At 68.9% G+C, this 26280-nt stretch carries 21 protein-coding genes; 11 read left to right on the top strand and 10 right to left on the bottom strand.

From position 1 onward, the window contains the following. Position 1: 1 nt before the first annotated feature. Positions 2–598: an ANTAR domain-containing response regulator gene (locus WS54_RS07100; RefSeq protein ID WP_034204726.1), complete on the bottom strand. Its 597-nt coding sequence runs from the start codon at positions 596–598 to the stop codon at positions 2–4. Positions 599–718: 120 nt separating this feature from the next. Further along, a complete protein-coding gene (gene cobA, locus WS54_RS07095; protein ID WP_059783367.1) occupies positions 719–1480 on the bottom strand; it encodes a uroporphyrinogen-III C-methyltransferase in 762 nt (253 codons plus the stop codon). Between the two features lie 661 nt (positions 1481–2141). Here cobA and WS54_RS07085 point away from each other — a divergent pair. Genes WS54_RS07085 through WS54_RS07070 form a run of 4 tightly spaced genes read left to right on the top strand, consistent with a single transcriptional unit; the run spans position 2142 to position 10637 of the window. Next, positions 2142–3467: an MFS transporter gene (locus WS54_RS07085; RefSeq protein WP_059783369.1), complete on the top strand. Its 1326-nt coding sequence runs from the start codon at positions 2142–2144 to the stop codon at positions 3465–3467. Between the two features lie 21 nt (positions 3468–3488). Continuing rightward, positions 3489–6050 carry a nitrite reductase large subunit NirB gene (gene nirB / locus WS54_RS07080; protein ID WP_059783371.1) on the top strand — a complete coding sequence of 854 codons (2562 nt, stop codon included), beginning with the start codon at positions 3489–3491 and terminating at the stop codon, positions 6048–6050. 38 nt (positions 6051–6088) lie between these two features. Further along, positions 6089–6433 (top strand): nitrite reductase small subunit NirD, encoded by a 345-nt coding sequence (gene nirD / locus WS54_RS07075; RefSeq protein WP_059783373.1) that lies wholly within the window; start codon positions 6089–6091, stop codon positions 6431–6433. Between the two features lie 16 nt (positions 6434–6449). Further along, positions 6450–10637 (top strand): bifunctional nitrate reductase/sulfite reductase flavoprotein subunit alpha, encoded by a 4188-nt coding sequence (locus tag WS54_RS07070; protein ID WP_059783374.1) that lies wholly within the window; start codon positions 6450–6452, stop codon positions 10635–10637. Between the two features lie 183 nt (positions 10638–10820). Here the strand turns inward: WS54_RS07070 and WS54_RS07065 are convergent, their stop codons facing one another. Further along, positions 10821–11597, bottom strand: a complete 777-nt coding sequence (locus WS54_RS07065; protein ID WP_059783376.1) for an SDR family oxidoreductase — start codon at positions 11595–11597, stop codon at positions 10821–10823. Positions 11598–11601: 4 nt separating this feature from the next. Beyond that, a complete protein-coding gene (locus tag WS54_RS07060; protein WP_059783378.1) occupies positions 11602–12042 on the bottom strand; it encodes a GlcG/HbpS family heme-binding protein in 441 nt (146 codons plus the stop codon). Between the two features lie 107 nt (positions 12043–12149). Between WS54_RS07060 and WS54_RS07055 the strand changes: the two genes are divergently transcribed. From WS54_RS07055 to WS54_RS07035, 4 genes are all read left to right on the top strand, one after another. Further along, positions 12150–13064, top strand: coding sequence for a LysR family transcriptional regulator (locus WS54_RS07055; RefSeq protein WP_059783380.1), 915 nt, complete (start codon positions 12150–12152; stop codon positions 13062–13064). Positions 13065–13145: 81 nt separating this feature from the next. Next, on the top strand, positions 13146–13580 hold the full coding sequence (locus WS54_RS07050; RefSeq protein ID WP_034204735.1) for a hypothetical protein: 435 nt from the start codon (positions 13146–13148) through the stop codon (positions 13578–13580). Between the two features lie 414 nt (positions 13581–13994). Continuing rightward, on the top strand, positions 13995–16589 hold the full coding sequence (gene mprF / locus WS54_RS07040; protein ID WP_034204736.1) for a bifunctional lysylphosphatidylglycerol flippase/synthetase MprF: 2595 nt from the start codon (positions 13995–13997) through the stop codon (positions 16587–16589). Next, complete coding sequence (locus WS54_RS07035; RefSeq protein ID WP_059783382.1) at positions 16586–17866, top strand: virulence factor family protein; 1281 nt, start codon at positions 16586–16588, stop codon at positions 17864–17866. Before mprF ends, WS54_RS07035 begins: the two co-directional genes overlap by 4 nt. Positions 17867–17948: 82 nt before the next feature. Here WS54_RS07035 and WS54_RS07030 read toward each other — a convergent pair whose 3' ends face one another. The 4 genes from WS54_RS07030 to uxuA form a co-directional block, all read right to left on the bottom strand. Then, positions 17949–18074 carry a hypothetical protein gene (locus WS54_RS07030; protein ID WP_442861302.1) on the bottom strand — a complete coding sequence of 42 codons (126 nt, stop codon included), beginning with the start codon at positions 18072–18074 and terminating at the stop codon, positions 17949–17951. 35 nt (positions 18075–18109) lie between these two features. Continuing rightward, positions 18110–18499 carry a hypothetical protein gene (locus tag WS54_RS07025; protein WP_034204738.1) on the bottom strand — a complete coding sequence of 130 codons (390 nt, stop codon included), beginning with the start codon at positions 18497–18499 and terminating at the stop codon, positions 18110–18112. 306 nt (positions 18500–18805) lie between these two features. After that, on the bottom strand, positions 18806–20116 hold the full coding sequence (locus WS54_RS07015; RefSeq protein ID WP_034204739.1) for an MFS transporter: 1311 nt from the start codon (positions 20114–20116) through the stop codon (positions 18806–18808). A 72-nt stretch (positions 20117–20188) separates the two neighbouring features. After that, a complete protein-coding gene (gene uxuA / locus WS54_RS07010) occupies positions 20189–21250 on the bottom strand; it encodes a mannonate dehydratase (protein WP_179955195.1) in 1062 nt (353 codons plus the stop codon). A gap of 267 nt (positions 21251–21517) precedes the next feature. Between uxuA and WS54_RS07005 the strand changes: the two genes are divergently transcribed. The 3 genes from WS54_RS07005 (at position 21518) to WS54_RS06995 (ending at position 25306) form a co-directional block, all read left to right on the top strand. Further along, positions 21518–22240 (top strand): FadR/GntR family transcriptional regulator, encoded by a 723-nt coding sequence (locus tag WS54_RS07005; RefSeq protein ID WP_059784995.1) that lies wholly within the window; start codon positions 21518–21520, stop codon positions 22238–22240. Between the two features lie 166 nt (positions 22241–22406). After that, positions 22407–23537, top strand: coding sequence for an extracellular solute-binding protein (locus WS54_RS07000; RefSeq protein WP_059783384.1), 1131 nt, complete (start codon positions 22407–22409; stop codon positions 23535–23537). After that, positions 23534–25306 (top strand): GGDEF domain-containing protein, encoded by a 1773-nt coding sequence (locus WS54_RS06995; protein WP_059783386.1) that lies wholly within the window; start codon positions 23534–23536, stop codon positions 25304–25306. Before WS54_RS07000 ends, WS54_RS06995 begins: the two co-directional genes overlap by 4 nt. 87 nt (positions 25307–25393) lie before the next feature. Here WS54_RS06995 and WS54_RS06990 read toward each other — a convergent pair whose 3' ends face one another. Both WS54_RS06990 and WS54_RS06985 read right to left on the bottom strand, forming a co-directional pair. Continuing rightward, complete coding sequence (locus WS54_RS06990; RefSeq protein WP_034204742.1) at positions 25394–25693, bottom strand: DUF4148 domain-containing protein; 300 nt, start codon at positions 25691–25693, stop codon at positions 25394–25396. A gap of 286 nt (positions 25694–25979) precedes the next feature. Continuing rightward, the gene (locus WS54_RS06985; protein WP_006478949.1) at positions 25980–26237 is read right to left on the bottom strand and encodes a hypothetical protein; all 258 of its coding nucleotides are present in this window, start codon (positions 26235–26237) and stop codon (positions 25980–25982) included. Positions 26238–26280 lie beyond the last annotated feature (43 nt).

Raw genomic sequence — 26280 nt, 5'->3', positions numbered from 1 at the left:
CTCATGACTGGGGTGACGCGTCGAGCAGTTGTCGCGCGACGTCGACGATGCGCAGGCCCTGATCCATCGCACGCTTGCGCAGCGCCGCATACGCGTCGTGTTCGGACAGCTTGCGCCGGTCCATCAGCACGCGTTTGGCGCGATCGATCAGCTTGCGCTCCGCGAGTTCGCGCTCGACGTCGGCCAGCCGGCGGCGCAGCGCATCGTCGTGCGAGAAGCGCGCGAGCGCGACTTCGAGAATCGGCGCGAGGCGCTCGGCCGACAGTCCTTCGACGAGATACGCACTGACGCCCGCGCCGACCGCCGTGCGGATCAGTTCCTGATCGGCGTCGTGACTGAACATCAGCACGGGGCGCGGCGCGGTCGCATGCATGACCGCGAGCTGCTCGAGCGTGTCGCGCGACGGCGAATCGGTATCGATGATCACGACGTCGGGGCGTTGCTCCTCGACGGCCGCCGGCAGGCGCGCGGGCGTCGCGACGTCGTTCAGCATCTCGTAGCCGAGGCGCGCGAGCGCGTCGCCGAGTTCGCCGATCGGCTTGTCGGTATCGGTGACGAGCAGCACGCGCAGGCGGGCGGGCAGGGCAGACGAACTCATGAGGCGGGCAACAGGGGCAGTGACGCGTCGGTGCAAGGGGCGAACGAGGGATTCGGGCCGCACGCGCGGCCGATGGCGAAGGAAACGGGGAGCGGCCGAAGCCGCGCGATGCCGCGCACGTCAGGCGGCCCGCGCAAGCGCCGCGCCGGTTGCCGCGTCCGCGCCCTGGGCGGCCGCTGCGCCGATCGCGCCGCCGACGAGGATCACGGCCGGGCTGCCGAGCCGCGCGGCTTCGACGCCGCCCGCGAGCGTGCCGAGCGTGCCGGTCCAGCGGCGCTCGTCCGGCGTGCCGGCCCATTGCACGGCCGCCGCCGGCGTCGACGCCGGGAGCGCGGCGAGCAGGCCCGCCGCGATGCGGTCGACGCGGCTCATCCCCATGTAGATCGCGAGCGTGGTGCCGGTCGCCGCGAGCCGTGCCCAGTCGGGTTCGCCGTGGTCCTGGCGGTGCGCGGTGACGAACGTGACGCCCTGGCAGTGCTCGCGGTGCGTGAGCGAGATGCCGAGGCTCGCGGCGGCGGCGAATCCCGACGAGATGCCGTTGACGATCTCCACGGGAATCGCGGCCGCGCGCAGCGTCGCGAGTTCTTCGCCGGCACGCCCGAACAGCAGCGCGTCGCCGCCTTTCACGCGCACCACGTGCGCGCCGCGCAGTGCGTGGCGGCGCATCAGCTTCTCGATGAATGCCTGCGGCGTGGAGCGGCAGCCGCCGCGCTTGCCGACGCGGATCACGCGCGCCTGCGGCGCGAGTTCGACGATGCCGGGCGCGACGAGATCGTCGAGCAGCAGCACGTCGGCGGCGGCCAGCGCTTTCACCGCCTTCAGCGTGAGGAGATCGGGATCGCCGGGGCCGGCGCCCAGCAGCGTGACTTTGCCTGTCGTCATGTCGTGTTCCTGTGCCGCATCGCATCCATGCGGCGGTCTGATAGTGCGTTGCTGCGCGGCGGCGGTGGGCGGTCGAAACGCACCGGCATCCGGCCGTGGCCGAGCACGGGGGGACGCCGTTGTCCTGGAGGCTCGCGTGAAGCGCGAGCGGGGTTTTGCGGGGACTGCCCACCGGCGCCGTTGCCGGTGATGCATGGGGTTCAGCAATATCCGGGCCAACCCGTCCGTTGCGCGGGCATCGTATGCCGCGACGCACCGCGCGATGCCCGCGCGCTTGCAGGCCGCTTGCCGTGCGCGCGGCCGTCGCGATGCCGCATCGGCGTGCATCGCGCCCCGTCGGCGCGCACCGCAATGTCGCACGGCGACAGTGCTGCAGCGCACCACATCTGTGCCTCTCTGCATCGCGACGCATCGCGCGCCGCGTGCCGGAGCGACGCGCATGTTGGCCGGCGCGCCTTGTGCGGCGGGGCTGCCCGCGCGATTCGGGCCGATATGGCACGGCGTTTGCATAAGCTGGTTCGAGCGGATCAACGACGATTCGCCCGCAGTACCGATCAACAGAAGCGCCCGGCAACGGGCTTCATGGGCAACGGCGTCCTACGCATCGGGTCTCTCGACGAGACCGGGTGCGCAGGACGCCGTTTTTCGTTTGGCGGATGACATGACCGACAAAGCTACCCGTATCGATCTCTTCAGCCTCCGCACCGCGCCGATGCGCGCGTTCCATCTGACGTGGATGGCGTTCTTCGTATGCTTCTTCGCATGGTTCGCGTGCGCGCCGCTGATGCCGCTGATCGCGCGCGAATTCCATCTCACGGCGGCGCAAGTCGCGAACATCAACATCGCCGCGGTGGCCGCGACGATCGCCGTGCGGCTGCTGGTCGGCCCGATGTGCGACCGCTTCGGCCCGCGCCGCGTGTATGCCGGGCTGCTGCTGCTCGGCGCGATCCCCGTGTTCGCCGTGTCGTTCACGCACGATTACCTGTGGTTCCTGATCTGCCGGCTCGGCATCGGCGCGATCGGCGCGGGCTTCGTGATCACGCAGTACCACACGTCGGTGATGTTCGCGCCGAACGTGGTCGGCACCGCGAACGCGACGACGGCCGGCTGGGGCAATGCCGGCGCCGGCGCGACGCAGGCGCTGATGCCGCTGCTCGTCGCCGCCGGCCTGATGCTCGGCTTCGGCGAGGGCTCGTCGTGGCGCATCGCGCTGATCGTGCCGGGCGTGGCGATGCTCGCGATGGCGTGGGCGTACTGGCGCTTCACGCAGGACTGCCCGCAGGGCGATTTCGTCGCGCTGCGCAAGCAGGGCGTAACGGTCGACAGCGGCAAGAAGGGCGGCTGGGCGAGCTTCTTCGCCGCCTGCGGCAACTACCGCGTGTGGATGCTGTTCGTCACGTACGGCGCCTGCTTCGGCGTCGAGGTGTTCATTCACAACATCGCCGCGCTGTACTACGTCGATCACTTCAAGCTGTCGCTGAAGGATGCCGGCTTCGCGGTCGGCCTGTTCGGTCTGCTCGCGCTGTTCGCCCGCGCGCTCGGCGGCTGGCTGTCCGACAAGATCGCCGCCCGCCGCAGCCTCGACGTGCGCGCGATGCTGCTGTGCGCGCTCATAGTCGGCGAAGGGCTCGGACTGATCTGGTTCTCGCATGCGCAAGGCGTCGGCATCGCCCTCGTCGCGATGCTGACCTTCGGCCTCTTCACGCACATGGCGTGCGGCGCGACCTACGCGCTCGTGCCGTTCATCGACCGCAAGGCGCTCGGCGGCGTCGCGGGGATCGTCGGCGCGGGCGGCAACGTCGGCGCGGTCGCCGCGGCTTTCCTGCTGAAGGGCGTCGGCGACGTGCAGCACACGCTGAGCCTGCTCGGCCTCGCGGTCACCGCGACCGCGTTGTGCGCGATGGCCGTGCGCTTCAGCGACGAACACAAGGCGCGCGAAGCCGAGCTGCGCGATCGCGCGCTGGCCGCCGCGAGCGCCGCGAACTGATCGACCGAAGGAACCGTCATCATGAAACTCATCGTCATCGGCCACGGCATGGTCGGCCACAAGCTCCTCGAATGCATCGCGGCGCAAGCCGGCACGGCAGGCACGCTGCAGGTCACCGTGCTCGGCGAGGAACCGCGCCCGGCCTACGATCGCGTGCACCTGTCGGAATTCTTCGCGGGCAAGTCGGCGGACGACCTGTCGCTCGTCGAACCCGGCTTCTTCGAGCGCCATCCGCAGTTCGACCTGCGCGTGAACGCGCAAGTCGCGTCGATCGACCGCGCCGCGCATACGGTCACGCTCGTATCGGGCGAAACGCTCGCGTACGACAAACTGGTGCTCGCCACGGGCTCGCGTCCGTTCGTGCCGCCGGTGCCGGGCCGCGATCGCGCGGGCTGCTTCGTGTACCGGACGATCGAGGATCTCGAAGCGATGCAGGCGTGCGGCGCGCACGCGAAGCGCGGCGTCGTGATCGGCGGCGGGCTGCTCGGCCTCGAATGCGCGAAGGCGCTGCGCGACATGGGGCTCGACACGCACGTGGTCGAATTCGCGCCGCGCCTGATGGCCGTGCAGGTCGACGACGGCGGCGGCCGGATGCTGCGCGCGAAGATCGAGGCGCTCGGCGTGACCGTGCATACCGGCAAGAACACGCTCGAAATCGTCGACGGGGACGAAGGCGCGCACCGGATGGCGTTCGCCGACGGCACGCATCTCGACACGGACATGATCGTGTTCTCGGCCGGCATCCGCGCGCGCGACGAACTGGCCCGCGCGTGCGGGCTCGAGATCGGCCCGCGCGGCGGCGTCGCGATCGACGACGCGTGCCGCACGAGCGACGCCGACATCTACGCGATCGGCGAATGCGCGGCCTGGAACGGCATGGTGTACGGCCTCGTCGCGCCCGGCTACGACATGGCGCGCGTGGTCGCGAAACGGCTCGGCGGCGAGGCCGACGCCGCGTTCGCGGGCGCCGACATGAGCACCAAGCTGAAGCTGATGGGCGTCGACGTCGCGAGCATTGGCGACGCGCACGGCACGACGGCCGGCAGCCGCACCTACCAGTACGCGGACGAGCGCCGTCAGGTCTACAAGAAGCTCGTGGTGTCCGACTGCGGCAAGTTCCTGCACGGCGCGGTGATGGTCGGCGATGCAGCCGAGTACGGCACGCTGCTGCAGATGATGTTGAACCGCATCGAGCTGCCCGAGCAGCCCGAATTCCTGATCCTGCCGTCGTCGGACGGCGCGGCGAAGCCGGCGATCGGCGTCGACGCGCTGCCCGCGGCCGCGCAGATCTGCTCGTGCAACAACGTGTCGAAGTCGCAGATCTGCGCGGCCGTGGCCGACGGCGCGACGAGCCTCGGCGCGCTGAAGACGTGCACGGGCGCCGGCACGTCGTGCGGCGGCTGCGTGCCGCTCGTCACGCAGATCATGAAGGCCGAGATGAAGAAGCAGGGCCTCGCGGTCAACAATCATCTGTGCGAGCACTTCGCGTATTCGCGGCAGGAGCTGTTCCACCTGATCCGCGTCGAGCGCATCACGACCTTCGACGAATTGCTGCATAAGCACGGCCGCGGCCTCGGCTGCGACGTGTGCAAGCCGGCCGTCGCGGGCATCCTCGCGTCGTGCTTCAACGAGTTCGTGCTGAAGAAGGAGCACGCGGGGCTGCAGGATTCGAACGACTACTACCTCGCGAACATCCAGCGCGACGGCACGTATTCGGTGGTGCCGCGCATGCCGGGCGGCGAAGTTACGCCGGAAGGGCTGATCGCGGTCGGTCAGGTCGCGAAAAAATACGGCCTGTACACGAAAATCACCGGCGGCCAGCGCGTCGACCTGTTCGGCGCGCGCGTCGAGCAGTTGCCGTCGATCTGGGAGGAACTGATCGCGGCCGGCTTCGAATCGGGGCACGCGTACGGCAAGGCGCTGCGCACCGTGAAATCGTGCGTCGGGTCGACGTGGTGCCGCTACGGCGTCGACGATTCGGTCGGCCTCGCGATCGATCTGGAGAATCGCTACAAGGGGCTGCGCGCGCCGCACAAGATCAAGTTCGGCGTGTCCGGCTGCACGCGTGAGTGCGCGGAAGCGCAGGGCAAGGACGTCGGCGTGATCGCGACCGAGAAGGGCTGGAACCTGTACGTGTGCGGCAACGGCGGGATGAAGCCGCGCCACGCGGAACTGCTCGCGTCCGATCTCGATCGCGCGACGCTGATCCGCTACATCGACCGCTTCCTGATGTTCTACGTGCGCACGGCCGACCGCCTGCAACGCACCAGCGTGTGGCGCGACAACCTCGAAGGCGGCCTCGACTACCTGATCGACGTCGTCGTGCACGACAAGCTCGGGATCACGGCCGAACTCGAGGCCGACATGCAGCACGTGGTCGATACGTACGAATGCGAATGGAAGAAGGCCGTCACCGATCCGGAGACGCGCAAGCGCTTCCGCCACTTCGTGAACAGCGACGCGCCCGACGCGACCATCGCATTCGTCGAGACCCGCGGCCAGATCCGGCCCGCGACGCCCGACGAGCGCGTGCGCGGCAAACCCGTGGCGATTCCGGTCGTCGCCGAACCGGCGACCGTCTGATCCTGACCGACATCAGCGTCTTTCTCAAGGAGCCCATCATGAACGATCGTCTTCCGCTGTCCTGGACCCGCGTGTGTCCGCTCGACGACATCGTGCCGAACACGGGCGTGTGCGCGCTCGTCAACGGCGAGCAGGTCGCGGTGTTTCACGTCGCGCATCCCGACGGCGGCGTGTTCGCGATCGACAACGTCGATCCGGTGTCGCAGGCCGCCGTGATGTCGCGCGGGCTGATCGGCAGCCTCGGCGAGCGCATCGTGGTCGCGTCGCCGCTGTACAAGCAGCACTTCGACCTGCGTACCGGCGAATGCCTGGAAGCGCCCGAGCAGTCGGTGAACGCGTATCCGTCGCGGGTCGAGGACGGCTACGTGTGGATCGCGGCCTGAGCGCCCCGGAGCACGCATGACCGCCACCCCCGTCAAGAGCGTGTGCCCGTACTGCGGCGTCGGCTGCGGGATGGTGCTGCACGTCGAGGAGGGCGAAGTCGTCAAGGTGTCCGGCGACGCCGACCATCCGACCAACTTCGGGCGGCTGTGCACGAAGGGTTCGTCGGCGCACGTCGCGCTGCGTCGCTCGGGGCGGCTCGACCGCGCGTTCGTGCGGCGCGCGCGCGAGGACGACCTCGTGCCGCTGCCGGTGCGCGACGCGATCGCCGAGACTGCACGGCGGCTGCGCGCGGTGCTCGATACGCACGGGCCCGACGCGCTGTCGTTCTACGTGTCGGGGCAGATGTCGATCGAGGCGCAATACCTCGTGAACAAGCTCGCGAAGGGCTTCGTCGGCACCAACAACATCGAGTCGAACTCGCGCCTGTGCATGGCGAGCGCGAGCACCGGCTACAAGCAGTCGCTCGGCGCGGACGGCCCGCCCGGGTCGTACCAGGATTTCGACCGCGCGAACCTGTTCTTCGTGATCGGCGCGAACATGGCCGACTGTCATCCGATCCTGTTCCTGCGGATGATGGATCGCGTGAAGGCCGGCGCGAAGCTGATCGTGGTCGATCCGCGCCGCACCGCGACCGCCGACAAGGCCGACCTGTTCCTGCAGATCCGGCCGGGCACCGATCTCGCGCTGACCAACGGGCTGCTGCATCTGCTGCATGCGAACGGCCGCACCGACGCCGCGTTCATCGCTGCCTGCACCGAAGGCTGGGACGCGATGCCCGCGTTCCTCGCCGACTACCCGCCCGAGCGCGTCGCCGGGATCACGGGGCTGGCCGAAGCCGACATTCGCACGGCCGCGCAATGGATCGGCGACGCGCAGGAATGGACGAGCTGCTGGACGATGGGGCTCAACCAGAGCACGCACGGCGTGTGGAACACCAACGCTATCTGCAACCTGCATCTCGCGACCGGCAAGATCTGCCGCCCGGGCAGCGGGCCGTTCTCGCTGACCGGCCAGCCGAACGCGATGGGCGGGCGCGAGATGGGCTACATGGGGCCGGGGTTGCCCGGCCAGCGCTCGGTGGCATCCGACGACGATCGCCGCTTCGTCGAGAACCTGTGGCGCGTGCCGGCCGGCACGCTGCGCAAGGACACGGGCAAGGGCACGGTCGACCTGTTCGCGCGCATGGCGGCCGGCGACGTCAAGGCATGCTGGATCGTCTGCACGAACCCGGTCGCGACCGTGCCGAACCGGCGCAACGTGATCGCCGGGCTGCAGGCGGCGGAGCTCGTGATCGCGCAGGACGCGTTCCTCGACACCGAGACCAACCGCTACGCGGACATCCTGCTGCCCGGCGCGCTGTGGGCCGAAGGCGACGGCGTGATGATCAACTCCGAGCGCAACATGACGCTGATGCGCGCGGCGGTCGCGCCGCCCGGCGACGCGCTGCCCGACTGGCGCATCGTCGCGGAAGTCGCCCGCGCGATGGGTTTCGGCGATGCGTTCGACTATGCGTCGGCGGCCGACGTGTTCGACGAGATCGTCCGTTTCTCGAATCCGGCGACCGGCTACGACCTGCGCGGCGCGAGCCACGCGGCGCTGCGCGATGGGCCCGTGCAGTGGCCCGTCGCACCGGGCGCCGCGCGCGAGCGGCATCCGATCCGCTACCTGAACGACGGCGTGAGCCAGCCGCTGCGCACGGCGGCCGACGGCAGCGAAGCGCCGCGCATCGCGTTCCCGACGCCGTCGGGCAAGGCGCGCTTCTTCGCGCGGCCGCACGTCGATCCGGCCGAACTGCCCGACGACACGTTCCCGATCGTGCTGAACACCGGGCGGCTGCAGCATCAGTGGCACACGATGACGAAGACGGGCAAGGTCGCGATGCTGAACAAGCTCAACCCGCGCCCGTTCGTCGAACTGCACCCGGACGATGCCGGCGCGCTCGGCATCGCCGCGAAGGACAGCGTCGAGATCCGTTCGGCGCGGGGCCGCGCGGTGCTGCCGGCCGTCGTGACCGAGCGCGTGCGGCGCGGCAACTGCTTCGCGCCGATGCACTGGAACGACGTATACGGCGACGACCTGTGCATCAACGCGGTGACGAACGACGCGATCGACCCGGAATCGCAGCAGCCCGAACTGAAATACTGCGCGGTCGCGCTGCGGCGCGTCGAGGCCGACGCGTTCGCGTCCGCCGCCGACGACACCGCGCAACCCGATACATGCGCCGACGACGCGCGGCCCGCGCCGGCGATGGCGCAGGCCGCGGCCTCACAGGAATCCGACATGGCAGACATCGACACTTTCGCGGCCGCGCTCGGCGTCGCCGATCTCGCGCCGCCGCCGCTGACCGACGCGGAGCGCCTGTACGTGGCCGGCCTCGTCAGCGGGCTGAAGGCAAGCGCCGGCCGGCGCGAAGGCGGCGTGCCGGTGCTGCCGGCCGGCGCGCCGCTCGCGCCGCCGGTGCGGCTGTGGCTCGACGGGATGCTCGCGGGTCTGTTCAGTCGCTCGCTGCCCGCCGGTGCGCAGAGCGCCGCGGCGCCCGCGCTGCCGGCGGACGCCGCCGCGTCCGGCGGCGTGCGCATCGTGCGCCCGCGCCCGAAGGTCACGCTGCTGTGGGCATCGCAGACCGGCAACATCGAATCGTTGACCGAGGATTACGCGACGAAGCTGATGAACGCGGGCTTCGAGATCCGCACCGCGTGCATGTCCGACTACCCGGTCACGTCGCTGGCCGGTGCGCAATACGTACTGCTGATGACCAGCACGTTCGGCGACGGCGATGCGCCCGACAACGGCAGCGAGTTCTGGGACGCGCTGCAAGCCGGCAGCGCCGCGCGCCTCGACGGCGTGCATTTCGCGGTGCTCGCGTTCGGCGACCGCAACTACGACCAGTTCTGCGGCCACGGCCGCCGGCTCGACGCGCGGCTCGCGGAGCTCGGTGCGGTGCGCCTGTGCGCGCGCGTCGATTGCGACGTCGAATTCCAGCACGATGCCGACCGGTGGCTCGAGCGCGTCGTCGCGCGGATCAAGGAGGCCGATGCCGCGTTGCACGCGGTGCCGTCCGGCGCGATGAGCCCGTCGGGGCTGCTGCCGACGAAGGCGCATCCGGCGCCGTCGAAGCTCGTCGCGAATCTGCGGCTGAACCGGCCGGGCGCCGCGAAGGACACGCGCTACGTGTCGCTGTCGACCCAGGGCGCGAACCTCGAATACGAAACCGGCGACGCGCTCGGCGTATGGCCCACCAACTGTCCGGAACTGGTCGAGGAGTTGCTGTCCGTCACCGCGCTGAAGGCCGATGCGCCCGTGTCGGTGGCGGGCATCGGCGATATCCGGCTCGGCGATGCGCTCGCGCGCCACTTCGACATCACGCGCCCGCATCCGGACACGCTGGCCTTCATCGCGTCGCGCAGCGCGAACGGCGCGCTGAAGTCGCTGCTCGGCGACGATCGCAAGGCCGACCTCAAGCAATGGCTGTGGGGGCAGCAACTGGCGGACGTGCTGCACGAATACCCGGTCGAGCTGTCGGCGGCGGAGCTGGTCGGCATGCTCAAGCGCATGCAGCCGCGCCTCTATTCGATCGCGTCGAGCCCGAGCGCGCACGAGGGCGAGATTCACCTGACCGTGTCGGCCGTGCGCTATCACAACGGCCGGCGCGCGCGCAAAGGCGTCGCGTCGACGTTCCTCGCCGATCGCGCGGACGACGGCCGCGTGCCCGTGTTCGTGCAGAAGTCCGCACATTTCCGGCCGCCGGTGAACGGCGACGTGCCGATCGTGATGGTCGGCCCGGGCACCGGCGTCGCGCCGTTCCGCGGCTTCCTGCACGAGCGGCGGGCGCGCGGCGCGCGCGGGCGCAACTGGCTGTTCTTCGGCGAGCAGCACGCGCAGACCGACTTCTACTACGGCGACGAGCTGGGCGCGATGCACGACAGCGGATTCCTCACGCGGCTCGATCTCGCGTTCTCGCGCGACCAGGCCGACAAGATCTACGTGCAGGACCGGATGCGCGAGCACGGCGCCGAGCTGTTCGCGTGGCTGGAGGAAGGCGCGCACTTCTACGTGTGCGGCGACGCCGCGCGGATGGCCAAGGACGTCGATACGGCGCTCAAGGCGGTCGTCGCCGAGCACGGCGGCATGTCGGACGAAGCCGCGAACGACTACGTCGCGCGGCTTTCGAAGGCGCGGCGCTATATGCGGGACGTGTATTGAACACGGGCAGGGCGGCTTGATGCCGCCGCGCCTGCACGCGGGTTCCACGCGGCGGCCGGCCGGTCGCCGGCCGCCGGCGGTCCGAACCGTCGAGGCGGGCCGTCGATGCCGAACGCCGCGCGTCGCGTGGCTGGCGGCTGGCGGGGCGCCTCTGCGTGACCCGCCTGCCGCAGCCGGTTTGCATTACTGCTGGCGATCCCACGCATGCGCCTGCTCGGCGCGGACGAACTCCTCCGCCGACTGCGGCAGCAGGTTGCGGAACGCGCCGCCGTCACTGTCGATCACGTCGACCATCTTCGCGATCATTTCCTCCGGGTCGTGCTGTTCGAGCGGAAAGGTGAGCTTGTCCGGCGTCACCGTATGCACGGCCGGATCGTGCCAGCGCTTCGTCGTTTCCATCATCCGGTCGTTGAAACCCGTGCGGTACGGGCCCGGGTTCACGACCGCGACGCGGATGCCGTGCGGCGCCAGTTCGGCGTGCATCGCCTCGGCGATCGATTCGACCGCGTGTTTCGACGCACAGTACGCACCCGTGAACGGACCGGTGATCAACCCGGCAATCGACGACACGAACACGATCTTGCCGTGCCGGCGCGCGAGCATCCCTCGCGCGACCTGTTGCGTGAGCTCGAGCGGCCCGAGCACGTTCACGTCGAACAGTTCGCGCACGATCTCGATCGGCAGGTCGACGAGCGCGCCGGCTTCGCCGACGCCCGCGTTGTTGACGAGCACGTCGACTTCGAGATCGGCCGCGCGGGCGCGGTCGTATGCGGACGTGACGTCGAGCTTGACGACGCGCAGCGCGGCGCCGCGCTGCGCTGCGGCGCTCGTCACGACGTCGATCTCGGCGGCGGCGCGGACGCCGGCCGTCACGTCGTGGCCGCGCTCGGCGAGCCGTAGCGCGACTTCGAGGCCGAAGCCCGACCCCGCGCCGGTGATGAGGATGCGTTTGCGTGCCATGTGCTTACTCCTTGCGGTTGAGTGTTGCCAGGAAATGATCGCTGCAGGCTCGCGCGATCGCTTCGTCTTGTTCGACGCTGCCGCCCGACACGCCGACTGCGCCGACGCAGCGCCAGTCGCCGTCGATGAGCGGCTCGCCGCCGCCGAACGTGACGAGCCCGCCGTGACTGTGCTCGATGCCGCGCAACGGCCCGTCCACGCCGGACATCGCGCCCAGCGACGCGGTCGACGCGCGAAAGCGGATCGCCGTCAGCGCCTTGCGCTGCGCGAGGTCGATCGCGCCGAGAAAACAGTCGTCGGTGCGCGCGAATGCGAGCAGGTTGGCGCCGGCGTCGACGACGGCGATCGCGACGCCGGCCACCTGCAGCGACGCGGCATGGGCGAGCGCCGCGTCGATCGTGCGGCGGGCGGCGGCGAGGGGCAGGGCGGCGATGAGCGGGTTCATGCGAGGCTCCGATGGGGACGACAGCGCCAGTGTAGGCAGCGACGGTATATGGCAGAATCCGTATTCCGCTCGAAGCAGTTTCAAGTTTTTCTAATGATGGACAGACGATGAGCCGACGCGATCCAATGGCCGGGCTGCACGTGTTCATGACCGTCGCGACGGCCGGCAACTTCACGCGCGCCGCCGCCGCGCTGGGCCTGACGCCGGCTGCCGTCAGCCTCGCGATCGGGCAGCTCGAGGGCGAGCTGAACGTGAAGCTGTTCAACCGGAGCACGCGCGGCGTGAGCCTCACCGAAGCCGGCCAGCGCTACCTGCGGCAGACCGAGCCTGCGTACCGTCAGGTCGTGCAGGCACGCGACGAACTGAAGGACGCGCGCAGCGAGCCGAACGGGCTGTTGCGCGTGACCGCGCTGCCGCTCGCACGCTTGCGCGTGATCGCGCCGGTGCTCGCCACGTTCCGCGAACGCTATCCGAAAGTCCGGCTCGAAATTCGCTACGAGAACGAACTCGTCGACATCGCAAAGGACGGCTTCGACGCGGGGATCCGCCTGGCCGACCGGCTGCAGCCGGGCATGATCGGCGTGCGGATCGCGCCTGCGTTGACGTGTGCGCTGGTCGCGTCGCCCGCTTATCTGGCGCGCTACGGTGTGCCGGCGTCGATCGCGCAGCTCGAGCATCATGCGTGCGTTCGTTTCCGTTTCTCGGAAAGCGGCCGTTTGCATAAATGGCTGCTGCGCGACGGGCAACGCGACGTCGATCTCGATCCGGACGGCGTGTTCGTGACGAACGACGACGATGCGGTGATCGATGCGGCGCGCGCGGGCGTCGGCATTGCGTTCGCGTTCATGCGCGAGCGGATCGAGCAGGACCTGCGCGACGGCACGCTCGTCGAGGTGCTGCCCGGTGCATGCCGCACGTTGCCGCCGATGTGGTTGTATTACGTGAATCGCAAGCACGTGCCGGCCAAGCTGCGCGCGTTCATCGACGTTCTGCGCGAGCGCGCGGCCGGCGATGCGGCGTAATCGCATCGGCGCGGCTCGCTGCAGCGATCGATCCGGCGGTGCATGATGGCGGCTCCAGCCACGAAGCCATGGAGTCGCGCAATGACCGTATTCCCGCATGTTCCGATTCGGACGCTCGTGATTGCCGCTGCGTTGGCGGCCGTCGCGCTTTCCGGCGCACCGGCCATCGGCCAGACGTCGACGGTGCCGGCCGGTTCGGCGGTCGCGACGCCCGACAACGCGGTCCTGCTGACCGTCTTTCTGAAGCACGACGAATCGCGCCCGCTCGCGGAACTGAATGCGCAGCTCGCGAAGCAGGGCTTCTACAAGGCATTTCCGCCGCCGGGCGTCGAGGTGGTGAGCTGGACCGTGACGATGGGGATCGGGCAGATCGTCGTGCTGCGGCTGCCGGCGTCGCGGCTGCGCGAGGTCAATCGCGTGCTCGAGGATACGGCCTGGGGCGTGTACCGGACGGAGTTCTATCCGACTTACGACTACAAGGCGATCGGCTTGGGAGAGCATGAGCGGGCGAAGTAACGGAGGCCAGGACGTTTCCGCGCGGATGCGCACGTCCGAATCAATCTGCCCCCATTCCGCTGAAGCGTCGCGGCGCGACGCTTTCGTCCTCGCCGGCCGGAGTCCGTCGGGCAGATTCCTCCCAAATGGACGAGAAGTCATTCGTCCGATGAAAAAACCGCCGCGGTTCCCGGTATGATGCGCACCTTGCGTTCGTCGGACGCCCTGTTTTTCGGTGCGTCTTGATGTGCGAGACACCACAAATCCGCACAAAGTCGACGTGAAAGATTCTGTAATATTAATTCCGTATACTCGTAAGTTCTGATCCAGGCGCCACGAGGCCGTATTCGGCCGGCCGCCCACGCAGAACAACAGATACGTCGCCGCCCGGCCAACCCGCGCCGCGACACGCTATGCACCACCACTGAACACGTTATGTCTTCCCGCCACTCTGGTTCGCCCGGTCGCGCCGCGGCGGTGATCGCCCGTGCCCGGGCGCTGATCCGCAACGAGCGCGTGCTGTCGCCGCTGCTCGCGCTCGGCATCGGCCTGCTGCTGATCGTGGTTTTCCAGCACCTGTCGGAATCCGTCGACTACCGGTCGGTGATCCGCCAGTTGCGTCACATGTCCGTCCGCGAGTGGGGCGCGTCGCTGGCCGCGACGGCCCTCAGCTATCTCGCGCTCGTCGCCCGCGATGCGGTCGGCCTGCGCTATGTCGCGGCCAGGGTGCCGCGCGTCGCGCTGTGGATCGGCGCGATTGCCGGTTCCGCGCTCGGCAACGCGACCGGCTTCGGCGCGCTGACGGGCGGCGCGGTGCGCGCGCGCGTGTACGGCGTGTCGGGCGTCACGCCTGCCCAGATCGGCCGGATGACGGTATTCACGAGCGGCACGCTGGCGCTCGCGATGGTGCTGATGACGGCGGTCGGCATGGTCTGCGTGCCGGAGGCGCTCGCCGCGATGCTGCACGTCGCGCCCGGCGTGCTCACGTGGACGGGCGCTGCCCTGCTGGTCGTGCTCGCCGCGCTGGTCGTGCTGTGCGGCAACACCGCGCGCCCGGTCGTCACGCGCTTCAAATGGCTGTCGTTCGACGTACCGGCGCGGCGCGATCTCGTCGCGCAGGTCGTCTATGCGGTGCTCGACGTCGTTGCCGCGGGCCTGACGCTGTGGGTGTTGCTGCCGGCTGCACCAGTCGGCTTCCCGACCTTCATCACCGTTTACGCGGCCGCGTTGCTGCTCGGGATGATCGGCCATACGCCGGGCGGGATCGGCGTGTTCGAAGCGGCGATGGTCTTCACGCTCGGTCGCGAAGTGCCCGCGCACGCGATGGTCGCCGCGCTGATCGCGTATCGCGCGATCTATTTCGGCGTGCCGCTCGTGCTGTCGGCGGGCCTGCTCGCCGGTTTCGAGGGCCGCGCGCTGCGGCGCCGGCTCGTGACGCGGCAGGCCGTGCGCGTGTCGCAACTGGCGCCGGTGTTCCTGAGCCTCGTGACGTTCGCGGTCGGCGGAATGCTGGTGATCTCGAGCGCGACGCCCGCGTTCTGGCATCGGATCGCGATCCTGCGCCACATCGTGCCGCTGTGGGTGCTCGAAGGCTCGCAGGTGATCTGCAGCGTGCTCGGCGTCGCGCTGTTGTTCGTCGCGCGCGGGCTGCTGCGCCGGCTCGACGGCGCCTGGTGGATGACCTTCGCATTGACGCTCGCGAGCCTCGCGCTGTCGCTGGCCAAGGGCCTTGCGTTCGTCGAGGCCGGCGTGCTCGGCACGCTGCTCGTGCTGCTGCTCGTCAGCCGGCGCCGGTTCAACCGTCATTCTTCGCTGCTCGCCGAGCGCTTCACCGTCAGCTGGTTCGTGTCGGTGGCGATGGTGCTGATGCTGGCCGTGTGGGTGCTGTTCTTCGCGTTCCGCGACGTGCCTTACACGCGCGAGTTGTGGTCGCATTTCTCGTTCGATGCGCGCGCGCCGCGGGCGCTGCGCGCGACGCTCGCGGCCGGCGTGTTCGTCGCGCTGTTCGCGCTGTGGCAGTTGCTGCGCCCGGCGCCCGGACGCTTCGTGAAGCCCGCGGAGCAGGACCTGGTCGACGCGGAGCAGATCATCCGCGCGCAGGAGTGCAGCGATGCGGGCCTCGCGCTGATGGGCGACAAGTCGTTCCTGTTCTCCGAGTCGCGCCGCGCGTTCCTGATGTACGCGAAGAACGGCCGCACGTGGGCCGCGCTGCACGACCCGGTCGGGCCGCGTGAAGAGTGGCCGGCGCTGATCAGCAAGTTCATCGCGCTCGCGCACGCGCACAGCGGCCGCGCGGCGTTCTACCAGGTGCGCGCGAACGCGTTGCCGCTGTATCTCGACGCAGGGCTCACGCTGATGAAGCTGGGCGAGGAAGCGCACATCGCGCTCGATCAGTTCGATCTGAAAGGATCGAACCGATCGCACCTGCGCTACGCGCTGCGCCGTGGCGACAAGGATGCGCTGACGGTCGAGGTGATCGCGCCGGGCGACGTGCCGGCCGCGCTGCCGGCGCTGCGCGACATCTCCGACGGCTGGCTCGACAGTCGCGATGCGCGCGAGAAGAGTTTCTCGGTGGCTGCGTTCCACGACGGCTATCTCGCGACGCAGTCGGTGATGCTGGTGCGGCAGGCCGACAAGCCGATCGCGTTCGTCACGTTCATGACGACCGATCTCAACACCGAGGCGACGGTCGGCGTGATGCGCCATCTGCCGGACGCATCGCCGTACGCGATGGAGTACCTGTTTACGCAGCTCGCGCTGCATCTGAAGGAAGCGGGGTTCCGCAAGCTCAGCCTGGGCATCGCGCCGTTCTCGGGGATGGGGGCGGCGAAGATGCCGTCGCCGTTCCACCGGCTCGGCCTGATGGTCTGGCGCTTCGGCGGCCGCTTCTACAACTTCCGCGGCTTGCGCGCTTTCAAGAGCAAGTTCGAACCGCACTGGGAGCCGCGTTATCTCGCGGCCTCGGGCTCGGTCGGCGTGTTCGTCACGCTTGCGGATCTGTCATTGCTGGCTGGAGGTCGGCGTTCATGATGTTGAAGAAGGTAATCGCGCGGGCGGCAGCCGCCTGCGCGGGAATGATGCTGGCCGGCGCCGCGTGCGCCGCGCAGCCGGCCGCCGCGAAAGCCGAAACCGTGTCCGGCGGCCGCTACGGGCCCGTGACCGTGACGAAGCCGAGCGGGCCGCTGCGCGGGTTCGTCGTGCTGTTCTCGCGTGGGGCCGGCTGGCAGGCCGCCGATCAACAGGCGGCCGACGCGCTCGCGCAAGCCGGTGCGATGACGGTCGGCGTCGATTCGGGGCGTTACGCGGCGAATCTCGCCGCGAAGCAGGAGGCCTGCCATCACCTCGACGGCGACGCCGAGGCGGTCAGCCATCAGCTCGAACGTCTCGCGCAATCGTCGCGCTATTTCACGCCGATCGTCGCGGGCGTGGGCCAGGGCGGCGCGATCGCCAAGCAGATCCTGTCGATGGCGCCGGAGAATACGATCGCCGGCGTCGTCGCGGTGGGGCCGGCCGCGAAGCTCGATCCGCGCTTCAAGCCGTGTCCGCCCGATCCGACGATCGTGCGCCGCGCGATGCCGGGTTTCGTCGAAACGGCTGCCGTGGGCGACGCCGCGAAGCTCGTTTCGCTCGTCACATCGCACTTGCGCGACACCAGCAGCAGCGACGAGCTCGACGTGTCGGATCTGCCGCTCGTCGAACTGCCGGCCAAGGGCGGCAGCGACCGGCTCGCGATCGTGATCTCGGGCGACGGCGGCTGGCGCGATCTCGACAAGACGATCGCCGAGGCGCTGCAGCGCGACGGCGTGTCGGTGGTCGGCATCGACAGCCTGCGTTATTTCTGGAGCGAGAAGCCGCCCGCACAGGTGAGTCGCGATCTTGCCCGCGTGATGCGCACCTACATGGCGCGCTGGCATGCGAGCCGCGTGGCGCTGGTCGGCTATTCGTTCGGCGCCGACGTGATGCCGTTCGCGTACAACCGGCTGCCGGCGGACCTGCGCGACAAGGTCGCGGTGATGTCGCTGCTCGGCTTCGCGCCGTCGGCCGATTTCCAGATCCGCGTGACGGGCTGGCTCGGCATGCCCGCGAGCGACAAAGCGCTGAAGGTCGCGCCGGAAATCGCGAAGGTGCCGCCGCAACTCGTGCAGTGCTTCTATGGCGCGCAAGAGTCGGACACGATGTGCCCCGCACTCGCGAACACGGGCGCCGACGTGATCAAGACGGAGGGCGATCACCACTTCGGCCGCGATTACATCGCGCTCGAGAAGAAGATCCTCGGCGCGTTCGGCAAGCCGGCAGCGGCGCACTGAACGCCGGCGGCGCCTGCGTGACGGCGGGCGTCGGCCGGTTTGCTTCCGGTTCATCGTACGGGCGGCCAGCGAGCCGCCCGTTTCATTTTGCGGCCTGCGCTGCCGCGTCCTGCGGCGGCATGACCGTTCTCGTATCGTGCTGCAGGAAGCCCGGAAACCGGTCGAGCAGCCGCCGTGCGGCCCCGAGGTCGGTGTCGTCGCCGAGCATGGGCACCGCGCCCGAAAACCCCGTACGTTACGCGGTCATGCGTCGACGACGAGCGCCGGATCGAGCGCGCGGATGCGCTGGTCGACGAAGTAGCCGCCGCCTTCCTGGTAGCGCAGGAACAGGCGGCCGCACGCGCGGCAGCGGCTGACGGTGCAGCGGTTGTACGGGAAATGACGCGGCGCGATCGGCGCGTCGTCCGACGCATAGCGCGTGCCGGCCGGATGATGTTCCGCGTAGGTCGGCTCCGCGTCGTCCGGCGGCGCGAGCGTCGCCACTTCGATCAGTTGCGTGTCCGGCAGCGACAGCGGCAGGGTCGTCCAGCCGGCGAGCGAGGTCTTCGTGCACGTGCACGGCTGCGTGACGTGCGCCGCTTCGGCCGCCAGTGTCAGCAGCGCGTCGTGATCGAGGTAAGGCAGTGGGCTCATGGGCAATCGCGAAAGGGCGGCAGGAGTTGCAATGTAACCCGTGCGCCGATCGGCTGCATGGCCGTGACGCAGCCAGCGCAGCGCGCGCGTCGTGCGACTCGGCCGGCCCGGCGGACCGACGGTGGCGCGACCGGTCCGCCGAGCACGCGGATCGCGCGTTCGATGTCGCGACTCCACGGCTGGCCGAGGTTTACGCGCACGCCGTGCTCGAAGCCGTGCGAGGCCGAAAACGGCGAGCGCGGCTCATTGTCCGACGCGCGACCGAAAGGGAAAGCGTGGGTGTTTCGGCCGCGCTGTCCCGCTGCGTCAGGCCGCGTTCGGCTCGACATTTCTCTCGCTGCCGCCGCGCCGCAGCGGCGGCAACGGTTCGACCTTGCCGACGACGAACAGGTACGACAGCGCGCCGACCACGCACAGCGCACCGGCCACCGCGAGCGGCACGACGAACGAGCCTTTCGTGATCGACAGCATCACGCCGGTGAAGGTCGTGATGAAGATCCCCGCGAGATTGCCCGCGAAATTCTGGATGCCGCCGAGCGATGCGACGTGCGCAGGCGTCGGCGCGACTTCGCCGACGAGCGTCCACACGTTGGCGCCGGCGAACGACAGGCTGGCATACGCGAGCGCGAACAGGGCGAGGCAGGCCCACACGTTTTCGACGAACGCGGACAGCGCGATCGACGACGACAGCAGCATGCCGAGCACGAGGCAGGTCTTGCGCGCGGCGGTGGCGCTCCAGCCGCGGCGGAACAGGCTGTCCGACACGTAGCCGCCGAGCCAGCCGCCGGGAATCGCGAGCAGCGCGGGCAGCATGCCCCACGTGCCGAGCGACGCGAGCGAGAAGCCGCGCGATTGCAACAGGTAGCTCGGGAACCACGTGATGAAGAAATAGATCGCGAAGTTCAGGCAGAACAGGCCGATCATCATGCCCCACACGGTGCGGTAGCGGAACAGGTCGAGCCACGACACCTTCGGGCCGACGGTTGCGGCCGCAACCGTCGGGGCGCCGCGTTGCGCGAGCAGCGCATCGACGGCGTCCGGCGCGATCGCGCGATAGCGTTCCGGGTCGCGATAGACGAACCACCATGCCAGCGCCCACACGATGCCGATCCCGCCCGTGATCACGAACGACCCGCGCCAGCCGACGATCGAGATCAGCCACGCGACGAGCGGCAGCGACAGCGCGGAGCCGACGCGCGAGCCGCTGTCGAAGATGCTGCTGGCCAGGCCGCGCTCGCTGCGCGGAAACCAGTTGAACGCGACCTTCGCGAACGATGGGATCGCGGCCGCTTCGCCGACTCCGAGCATCAGCCGCACGCCCACGAGTTGCGCGAGGCCGCGCGCGGCGCCCGTCGCGACCGTGAACACCGACCACCAGCCGACGGCCAGCGCGAGGCTCACGCGCACGCCGACCTTGTCGATGAACCAGCCGGCCGGCAATTGCAGGAACGCATAGGTCCAGAAGAACGCGCTCAGCACGAGCCCCATGCCGACCGCGTCGAGGCCGAGGTCGGCGCGGATGCTGGGCGCGGCGATCGCGAGGTTCGCGCGGTCGATGAAGTTGATGACGTTGGCCAGGAAGCACATCAGGATCATGGCCCATCGGATGCGTGGCATGCAGGTGTCTCCGTGCGGAATATCGTGGCGGGCGACCGGCGATCCGCTGCGCCGGCCGCCTCGAAGGGCGAATTACCGCGACGCGTGCGGCGCGCGGTCGAACTTCGCCAGCGCTTCCCACAGGCCGTTCAGGTAGACCGCGCCGAGCGCGCGATCGTAGAGGCCATAGCCGGGCTTGCCGGTCTCGCCCCAGATCATGCGGCCGTGGTCGGGGCGCACGTAGCCGGTGAAGCCGGTGTCGTGATACGCCTTCACGATCGCGGCGATGTCGAGCGAGCCGCAGCTCGACAGGTGCGCGGTTTCCTCGAAATCGCCGTTCGCGTCGACCTTCACGTTGCGGATGTGCGCGAAGTGGATCCGGCCCATCGCGCCGAATTCGCGCACGAGCGCTTCGACATCGTTCTCGGGGCCCGCGCCGAGCGAGCCCGAGCACAGCGTCAGCCCGTTCGCGGGCGAGTCGACGATGCGCACGATCCGCGCGAGATCGTCGCGGTTCTTCACGATGCGCGGCAGCCCGAAGATCGGGCGAGGCGGATCGTCGGGATGGATCGCCATCTTCACGCCGGCTTCCTCGGCGACCGGAACGATCGCCTTCAGGAAGTACTCGAGATTGGCCCACAGCGCGTTCTCGTCGACGTCGCGGTAGTCGGCGAGCAGCGCCTGCAACTGTTCGGGCCGGTAGCTCGAATCCCAGCCGGGCAGCGCGATGCCGTCGTTCGGATCGATCCGGTCGACCGCGTCGGTGCTGAACGCGAGGCAGGTCGATCCGTCGTCGAGCGTCTTCGACAGCTCGGTGCGCGTCCAGTCGAACACGGGCATGAAGTTGTAGCAGACGACGCGGATGCCGGCCGCGCCGAGATGGCGGATGGTCTGCCGGTACTGGTCGATCAGGCGGTCACGGGTCTGCTTGCCGAGCTTGATGTCCTCGTGCACGGGCACCGATTCGACGACGTCGAACTGCAGGCCGGCACGTTCGATCGTCGCCTTCAGCGCGTCGATTTTGTGCACGGGCCAGACCTCGCCCACCGGTTCGTCGTAGATCGCGGACACGATATGCGTGACGCCGGGGATCTGGCGGATGTATTGCAGCGAGACCGGATCGGACTCGCCGTACCAACGGAAAGACATCTTCACTGGAGCGGCTCCTGGCTGGCGGTTCATGCGGTGGACGACGGGGCGGCGGCGTGCCGGCCCGGCGTCGGTGTGCGGATTATGATTGGTATGCCAGTTGTGTGGGATAGTGGTTTACCAGTTGTCCGGCCGGATGACGGTCGCCGTATCGTTCACGGACCCGCCTGGTAAAGCTAGCCGACAGGCCGAACCGGCTTCGAACCAAATTGGTGTACCATTTTGGCGATCCGGCGCCGCAACGGCGCCGGCCAGCCCGTTGCGAGCCTTTCGATGACCGATCTTTCCACCCTGTCCGCCAGCCGCGACACCGATGCCGCGGACCGCTCCTATATCGGCCTTGCGCGGCAGATTCACGCGATGGTGGCCGCCGGCGCGTTCGAGGCCGGCGCACGACTGCCGTCGGAGCGCAGCCTGGCCGACCAGTTCGGCGTGAGCCGCACGCAGGTGCGCGAGGCGATCATCGCGCTCGAAGTGCAGGGGATCGTCGAGGTGCGGATCGGCTCGGGCATCTACGTGTCGGCGGCCGATGCCGCGCGGCCGGTGACGTTCGACGTGCCGCGCGGGCCGGGGCCGATCGAGACGCTGCGCGCGCGCGGGCTGATCGAGGCGGAAGTCGCGGCGCTCGCGGCGACCGAACGCAAGGACGCCGATCTCGACCGCCTGTTTTTCTCGTTGACGACGATGCGCGAGCAGATGAGCGACAAGGCCGCCTACGACGCGGCCGATCGTCAGTTTCACCTGCGAATCGCGGAATCCACCGGCAATACGGTGCTGCTGCACATGGTCACGGCGATGTGGGACTGCGCGCGCAGCGATCCGCTGTGGGACAAGATCGAGGAGCACTTTCACTCGACCGCGCTGCGCGAGGCGTCGCAGGAAGATCACCAGCGAATCTTCGCGGCGATCATGGCGCGCGACGCGGACGGGGCGCGCGACGCGATGCGCGCCCACCTGTCGCGCGTGATCGCCGAATTCACGCAGGCCTGGCGCTGACGGTCGTCGTCGCGTATTCGCGGCCCGACCCGGCCGACGTAATTGGGTCGCATTCCACCGCGAGACCCGACGAAAATGCGCGATGTGCGGCTTGTTCCGATTGCGTGACCATGCGTTTTATGGTCTCGTTGCGGGATATCGCATCGACTCGAAAAAGGACAGTCGAATGCAGCCGGGCGATCCACGCGGGGGGCGATTGATCAGGGGAATCGGCGTACGCACACGCGCCCGCGGCGCCGTGCGCACGCTGCTCGTCGTATTCACGCTGGGCTTGCTCGCACTCGCTCTGCCAGCCTTCGCCGCCTCTCCCGAAACCGTCAACGACAACGTGCTGCGCGTGCTGGCCTGGCCTGGTTACGCGGACAGCGATATCGTCAGCGCATTCGAGGCGCAGTTTCACGTGCGGGTCGAGGTGACGCAGGTCGATTCCGACGAAGCGCTGTGGACGCGGATGCACGGCGCTTCGCCGCCGCCGTACGACGTGCTCGCCGCGAACACGGCCGAGATCCAGCGCTATGCGCACGAACATCTGCTCGCGCCGATCGACCTGTCGCGGATCCCGAACCGGCGGCGGCAATTGCCGAATTTCCAGCAGCTCGCGACGATTGGCGGGCTCGTGCAGGACGGCGCATCCTACGCGATCCCGTTCACGTATTCGTCGATGGGGCTGATCTACGACCGCAAGCAGGTGCCGGCCGCGCCGCACTCGATGCGCGAGCTGTGGAATCCGCGCTATCGCGGCAAGGTGCTCGACTTCAACAGCGCGCAGCACAATTTTTCATTCACGGCGCTGGCGCTCGGCTATCCCGATCCGTTCCACCTGTCGCCCGCCCAGACGCTCGTCGTGGCCCGCAAGTTGATCGACCTGCGCCGCAACCTGCTGACGTACTACACGCTTCCCGAAGAAGCGACCGCGCTGTTCGTCCAGCATCGCGCGGCGCTGATGTTCGGCAACTACGGCACGCAGCAGGTCGAGCAGTTGCGTCGCGCCGGCGCGGACGTCGGCTACGTGATCCCGGACGAAGGCGCACTCGCGTGGCTCGATTGCTGGGCCGTCACGCGCGGCGCGCTCCGTCCCGAGCTTGCATTCGCGTGGATCAACTACATGCTCGAACCGGCGATCGGCGCGCTGCTGACCGAGCGTCAGGGGCTCGCGAACACGCTCGAGCCGCCGCACGGCCTGGATACCGGGCATCAGCATCTCGTGTGGCTTCAGCCCGTGGAGGACATCGCGCGCCGCGAGTCGCTGTGGAGCCGCATCGTGTCGGGCGATCGGCCGGAGCGGTTCGGAAAATGATCCGGCTCGGGCTCACGTCGAAGCTGTCGGTGCTGTTCGCGTGCATCGGCGTGATTGCGTCCGGTACGACCGGCTACTACGCGTATCGCGCCAACCGCGCGATGCTCGTGCAGGAGGCGCAGCACAGCCTGCTGATGTCGACGCAACTGCTCGGGCAGCGCTTCGCGACCGCGCTCGCCGACGTTGCCGACGATGCGCTCGTGCTCGCGCAGTTGCCGTCGTCCGCGTTCGTCGCGGGCGACGACCATCCGGACGCCGCGCGGCGCACGCGGCTCGAGCAGGTGTATTACAGCTTCATGAGAAATCACGCGGAATACCTGCAGATCCGCCTGATCGCGAGCGGGCATTTCGGGATCGAACGCATTCGCCTCGATCGCGATGCGCGCGGCATCGTCGTGCTGCCCGAAAGCGTGTTTCAGGAGAAAGGGCAGTTCTCCTACGTATTCGATACGCTCGCGACGGCGCCGGGCCATATCTACCTGTCGCCGATCGCGATCAATCACGAGACCGGATCGCATGCGGCCGAAGGCCTGCCGATCCTGCGCGTGGGGACGCCGGTGACCGACGCCTCGGGTCGGACGGTCGGGGCGCTCGTCGTCGACGTCGAGCTTTCTCGGGTGTTCGACCGCCTCGAACGCGATCTGCCGGACGACTATGGGGTCTATCTCGCGAACGAATGGGGCGATTTTCTCGTGCATCCCGATCCGCAGCAGACGTTCGGCTTCGATCGCGGCCGGCGTGTGCTGATGCAGGACCGCTTCGCCGGCACGCGTGCGCTGTTCGACAGCGAGCGCACGAGCGTGACGCTCAATGGGCTCGCTCAGCCCGACGAGGCGCCGGGACAGATGTTCGCGTTCGTGCGCACGCCGTTCGGGCACGACGAGGGCAACCGCTTCGTCGTGCTCGGGATGGCCCGCCCGCTGGCGGACGTGCTCGCGCCGGCCGGCATGCTGGGCGGACGGATCGTCAGGATGGTGCTCGTATCGAGCGTGCTGGCGGTGATCCTCGCGATCCTGTTCGCGCGTGCGATCACGCGGCCGCTGCAGACGCTCGCGCGCGCCGCGACGCACGTGTTCGACGATCCGGCGGCCGAACGGCTGCCCGTTGCGCGGGCCGACGAGATCGGCGTGCTCGCGCGCTGTTTCGACAGCATGCGCGTCGAGATTCGCACGCAGATGGCGATGTTGCGCGCGAAGCAACTGGAGCTGACGCACCTCGCCGGTCACGACCCGCTGACCGGCCTGCCGAATCGCCTGCTGTTCATGGAGCATCTCGATGCCGCGATCCGGCATGCGGCCGCGGTGGGCGAGGGGCTGGCGGTGATGTTCGTCGATCTCGATCGCTTCAAGCAGATCAACGACCAGCACGGGCACTCGGCCGGCGACCGCACGCTCGTCACGGTCGCGAAGCGGTTGAGCCAGGTGCTGCGCGGCGGCGACATGGTGGCCCGGCTCGGCGGTGACGAATTCATCGTGCTGATTTCGGACGTGCGTTCGCCGGCAGTGATCGGCGATGTCGCGACGCGCATCCAGATCGTGATGGCCGAGGAGCTGGAGTTCGACGAAGGACGCATGGCCGTCGGCGCGAGCATCGGCGTCAGCGAGTTTCCCGCGGATGGCGCGTCGGCCGAGGAGTTGCTCGTCAAGGCCGACGCGGCGATGTACGCGGCGAAGGCGTCCGCGCAGTGCGTGTGCGTGCGCTATCAGGATCTGGTCCGCGGCGGCGTGCCCGACGAGACTGGCCGCGTCGCGTCGGGGGGCAGCCGCTGAACGGCGCGTCGGAACGCAAGACGAGCCCGTCGCTTGACGGGCTCGTCTTCGATGCGGGATGCACGCGCGGGGCGCGCAGCGGCACGCTTAGTGGCCGAAGTAGACCGAGTCGCGCGGGTTCTGTGCCCGGACGGCCGGTGCGCCGCTCTCGGCGGCCGCGGCCGGTTGCGAACCGAAGCCGCTGTTGTCGGTGCCGTGCACGCGGGCCTGCGCGGCCTGGATGTCGGCCGGGTAGTACGGGCTCGACTGGCTGGGCTTGTAACCGGCGTTTTCGAGCTGGACCAGTTCGTTGCGCACTTGGGCGCGGGTCACGGTGCTTTGCGCGAATGCGCCGAACGAGGCGGACAGCGCGACGGCGGCGGCGACTGCGGAAACGAGCGATTTCATGATGACCTCCGATGTTTATTGGCTTTCCGCGTTCGACACCATGTCGTCAGCGGTTGATTACATCGTAGGCGCCGGCTCACCTAGGGTAAACGTGAGTTTGAGTGAAAGATCGTTGCGCTGGGAGTAATAATTTCGAGGCAAACATGTACCCTCCCCATGCGGTATTGCGGGGATGGGAGGCAATAACGGGAAAGTGAAGGGCGGGATGTCGTGCACGGGCGCACGGGCACGCACCCGGCTGCGCAGGGCCGGCGAATGTCTCGCGGCGGGATCGCGTCAGGGGTGCTCAGACCCCGTCGTCGTCGATTTCCTTGCGCTCGCGGCGTTCCTCGTTGCCGCGGCGCGCACGCAGGCGCTGGCGCGACAGGACGGCGATCACCTGCTGGGTCGGCGCGCCGGACGGCAGCTCGTTGCGGATGCGATCGGGGACCATCGGCAGGCCCGCGCGCTGCCGGCGCAGCGCCTTGGCGATCGCCCGACGGCATTCGTCGCCATGGCAATCCCATTCGTCCCGGATTCTCTGACAATAACGGCATTGTTCCATCCGGCTAGTCTAACCCGTCTTCGGGAATGGAGCAGGGCTTGGC

The sequence above is a fragment of the Burkholderia sp. NRF60-BP8 genome (assembly GCF_001522585.2).
In the GTDB taxonomy this organism is placed as follows: domain Bacteria; phylum Pseudomonadota; class Gammaproteobacteria; order Burkholderiales; family Burkholderiaceae; genus Burkholderia.
Note: the sequence above shows the minus strand (reverse complement) of the source record. Positions and strands in the feature narration are given on the sequence as shown.